This window comes from Nostoc sp. CALU 546, from assembly GCF_048836525.1.
Map to the genome: position 1 here is coordinate 1 of NZ_JAWJTF010000232.1, position 3419 is coordinate 3419.

The window sequence follows — 3419 nt, forward strand, 5'->3', positions numbered from 1 at the left end:
AATGTACTCAAACAGATTTGATTGAGCCAAGCACGCTGATAACCACCAGAGGTAGAGTAGTTATATTCTATATTTGGCAATGTCTGAATCATTTCTAGCACCAAATCATTATCAACAGCGAAAGCAAGGGAAGCATCAAACATAATCTCAAGAGGTTCTACTTTAAAGGTGGGGGTGGGTATAGTAATTGTTAAGCCATTCTTCTAGACTTTTACTAATAGCATCCAGTACGACGGGTGTAGGGGAGATATGCAAACTATCAATACTCCACTGCGATAGGGTAGTGAGTAATGAGCGTTTGATACTGGTAAGACGGCGAGAGACTGTATATTGCTTAATTTCTAGCTGTTGGGCGATTTGTTGTTGAGTCAGCTTTTGCTGATAATAAGCTTGGATTAATTTTTGAGCCTGAATATCTAATGCTGCTAAAGCAGCCATCAAAACTTGGTTTAATTGTTCTTGTTGTGTTTGTCTAGTTGTAGATTCTTCCTCGGCGATGATTTCGGTAAGTAAGGATGCTGGTAAATCTGCGGGTAATATATCCAACAAATTACCTGATTCTTGTCCATTAATAGGAGCATCTACAGACACAAACTTGGGATAAAGAAAGTCTCGTACCGCTTTAGCGCAGGTACTCAGCCATTTTTCCAAAGTTTCTGAAGTCAGTTGGCTCAAGGTTTGTCTATTGTAAAGCTGAGTAATAGCTTGCCATGTGATGGTACTCGGTTTTCCCAACTGACGAATAGTTTGACTATCACTGGTGTAGAGTTCTTTAAAACATTCCCAAGCTAAGACGTAATTATTGATAATTTGACTATTAAGACCAGCATTTTCTAAGGAATTTACCAACCGCTTCCGGCTAATTTTATGCAGTAACGCCCAATCTGTGCATATATCTGCTTCCTTTGTTAGACGTAATGAATCTTTGAGGAAACGTTCAAAAGCATATTCTGCATAGGTTTTTAAATTTGTACTGTATTCCGGATTAAAATTTTTGAGAATTTTATAAATACAGGGAATCGCAATCTGAAAACAATCAGCAATAGAAAATTGACTGATAAAGTTTACGGCTATTTTTCTAGCAGCCCAGTAGCATACCTCTTGCAAATAAGCCGAAATATGCCCCACTGCTAGAGGGCTAGATTCTATTTGCCAGATTTTGTACCAGTAAAGCACCCAAAAACTCTCAGATGTCTGTTGCGGGTATTGTTCTAAGCATTTTTTGATACTTCGCTTTAGTTTGCTATCTGTTGCCCAAACATTGAACCTATCTGCATCAAACTGCACAAAGGTCGAGAAGATTTCAATAATGCCCTGTCGGGGTTGCATAAAAACTTTGTGAGTATAAAAAATTTAAAGTTTACAAATTGCTAACTAATTGTAATACATAGCGTTCCAGGCATTTTCCAGATTTTGTAAAAAATTTTCCCACTAGGTTGCATAAACATTCAAAGCCATCGTAGAGAGGTACAGAGCGACCAAAGCACAGTTAAATTTCTGAAAGCCAAGGTTTGTTTCTGAAAATCATCACTTAAATCAAGGAAAAAGACAAGATGGATAATCTTAACGAAAACAAATTCTTGCAAGAATTAACCCCTGAAGAATTAGAAAATGTTAAAGGTGGATTTCAGGCACTTCCAAATGATGTTCTTAGAAAATTCACCATTCTATTCCCTCCCACCATCGGTATTGTCTGGCCTCCGACTATCGGTATTGTCGCTCCGGACTTCAAGAAATTTAGTAAATAAATAGTCTGATTCAAACTAATACGGTTCGGACAAGGTTGATAATTGACATTATTCTCAATAATAGAATGTAATTATCAAGCTTTGATAATTCTAAAAATTGAGAGTTTTGGTTAACCGAACCGTATTTTAATTCAAACTATTGAACATATTTATGATGCTGAACTTTCGGAGCTAAACCAGGTTTTGTTTCTTTTTAAGTTATTGGAGTAGCGTGAGATGACACTAAATACAAATCCTATTTTACAAATTCATCCAACTAGGCGGTGTAATTTACGCTGTCTCCACTGTTATTCGGCTTCTAGTCCTAACGAAAAAGATCAACTCGATGTTGCACTTCTGCGACAGGCAATCACCGATGCCAGCATTGAAGGATATAAAACCGTCAGTTTTTCTGGTGGTGAACCTATTCTCTATCAACCTTTGTTAGAGCTACTCAACCATGCTCATCAGTGCAAAATGAACACAGCCATTGCTTCCAATGGAATGCTCATAAACGAGCAAACAATTGAAAAGTTTAAGGGTGTGCTTGATATTCTAGCTATTAGTTTAGATGGGATGCCTGACTTTCATAATCAAATGAGAGGAAATAAACAGGCTTTCGAGATGATGAATGGAAGACTAGAAGGGATTCGTCAATCTGGCATTCCTTTTGGGTTTATTTTCACCATCAGCCATGAAAACTTTCGTCATTTAGATTGGGTAGCTAATTTTGCCTTAGAACAAGGAGCTTCGTTATTACAGATTCATCCTTTAGAAGCGGTAGGACGTGCCAAACAAAATTTAGCTGGAATGACACCAAGTGCAAGCATCTCAGCCTATGTTTATTTAGAAGTTATGAAGCTTCGTAAAAAGTTAGGCGATCAACTTTATGTTCAAATTGATTTAGTTCACCAAGAAGCCTTGCGTTTAAATCCCAGCAGCTTTTTTGTGGATAGTTTATCCAAGGATCAAGCTAATTTTTCCCTAGCAGAAATTGTTTCGCCACTGATTATTGAAGCAGATGGGATGCTCGTTCCTGTTCAACATGGATTTGCCAGAAAATACGCTCTAGGAAATCTGAAGGAGGCATCATTAACTGAACTTGCTCATCAATGGTATCGAGAAAAATCATGTGATTTTATAAAACTGTGCCAGCAAGTTTACGAAAAAGAGACAATTCCTACTGAATTTCCGGTGATTAACTGGCATGAAGCAATGGTGCGCCATGCAGAAAAATTTGACATCCCTGTTCTTGCTTCATAGAAATGAACACAAAGTCCAAAATACATCTTTCAACCAACACTAAATTAGGAGAAAATAATGTCTAAGTATAATGTCATCAACGCTGAAAATCTTGCAATTGAAGAACTAACTTTAACAGAACAGGAAATGATTCAAGGCGGCGGAGCAATTAAGTTTGCTGTCAAGGCTATTGGGGCAATCACTGCTGCTGGAATAGGTGCTGCTATAGCAGGGTATAAGGCTGTTCAAGCAGCATTAGATAAATAGCTTATAGCTAATTCTAATTGATTAGTAGTTGGAATTAGTGAGCTATCGAATTAGCTCTATAATTACCCAAAAAATAAATCTAGTTCAACTCATAAAAACAAGGAAAAAATCATGTCTAACTACGATGTAATGATCTCAGATAATTTTGCCATCGAAGAACTAACTTTAGCAGAACAGGAAATG

At 37.2% G+C, this 3419-nt stretch carries 4 protein-coding genes; 3 read left to right on the plus strand and 1 reads right to left on the minus strand.

Features of this window, described 5'->3' with window-relative positions; genetic code table 11:
* Positions 1-162: 162 nt before the first annotated feature.
* Positions 163-1329, minus strand: coding sequence for a sigma-70 family RNA polymerase sigma factor (locus RRG12_RS41945; RefSeq protein ID WP_420762567.1), 1167 nt, complete (start codon positions 1327-1329; stop codon positions 163-165).
* Positions 1330-1553: 224 nt separating this feature from the next.
* Here RRG12_RS41945 and RRG12_RS41950 point away from each other — a divergent pair, with 224 nt between their 5' ends.
* From RRG12_RS41950 to RRG12_RS41960, 3 genes are all read left to right on the plus strand, one after another.
* Positions 1554-1748: a hypothetical protein gene (locus RRG12_RS41950; protein WP_420762568.1), complete on the plus strand. Its 195-nt coding sequence runs from the start codon at positions 1554-1556 to the stop codon at positions 1746-1748.
* A gap of 216 nt (positions 1749-1964) precedes the next feature.
* Positions 1965-2990, plus strand: coding sequence for a radical SAM/SPASM domain-containing protein (locus RRG12_RS41955; protein WP_420762569.1), 1026 nt, complete (start codon positions 1965-1967; stop codon positions 2988-2990).
* A 57-nt stretch (positions 2991-3047) separates the two neighbouring features.
* Positions 3048-3236 carry a hypothetical protein gene (locus RRG12_RS41960; protein ID WP_420762570.1) on the plus strand — a complete coding sequence of 63 codons (189 nt, stop codon included), beginning with the start codon at positions 3048-3050 and terminating at the stop codon, positions 3234-3236.
* The last annotated feature ends 183 nt before the right edge of the window (positions 3237-3419 follow it).

What these genes read in the sequence shown, in the direction of transcription:
- RRG12_RS41955 (WP_420762569.1), top strand. Translation starts at nt 1,965, where the DNA reads ATGACACTAAATACAAATCCTATTTTACAAATTCATCCAACTAGGCGG.
- RRG12_RS41950 (WP_420762568.1), top strand. Translation starts at nt 1,554, where the DNA reads ATGGATAATCTTAACGAAAACAAATTCTTGCAAGAATTAACCCCTGAA.
- RRG12_RS41960 (WP_420762570.1), top strand. Translation starts at nt 3,048, where the DNA reads ATGTCTAAGTATAATGTCATCAACGCTGAAAATCTTGCAATTGAAGAA.
- RRG12_RS41945 (WP_420762567.1), bottom strand. Translation starts at nt 1,329, where the DNA reads ATGCAACCCCGACAGGGCATTATTGAAATCTTCTCGACCTTTGTGCAG.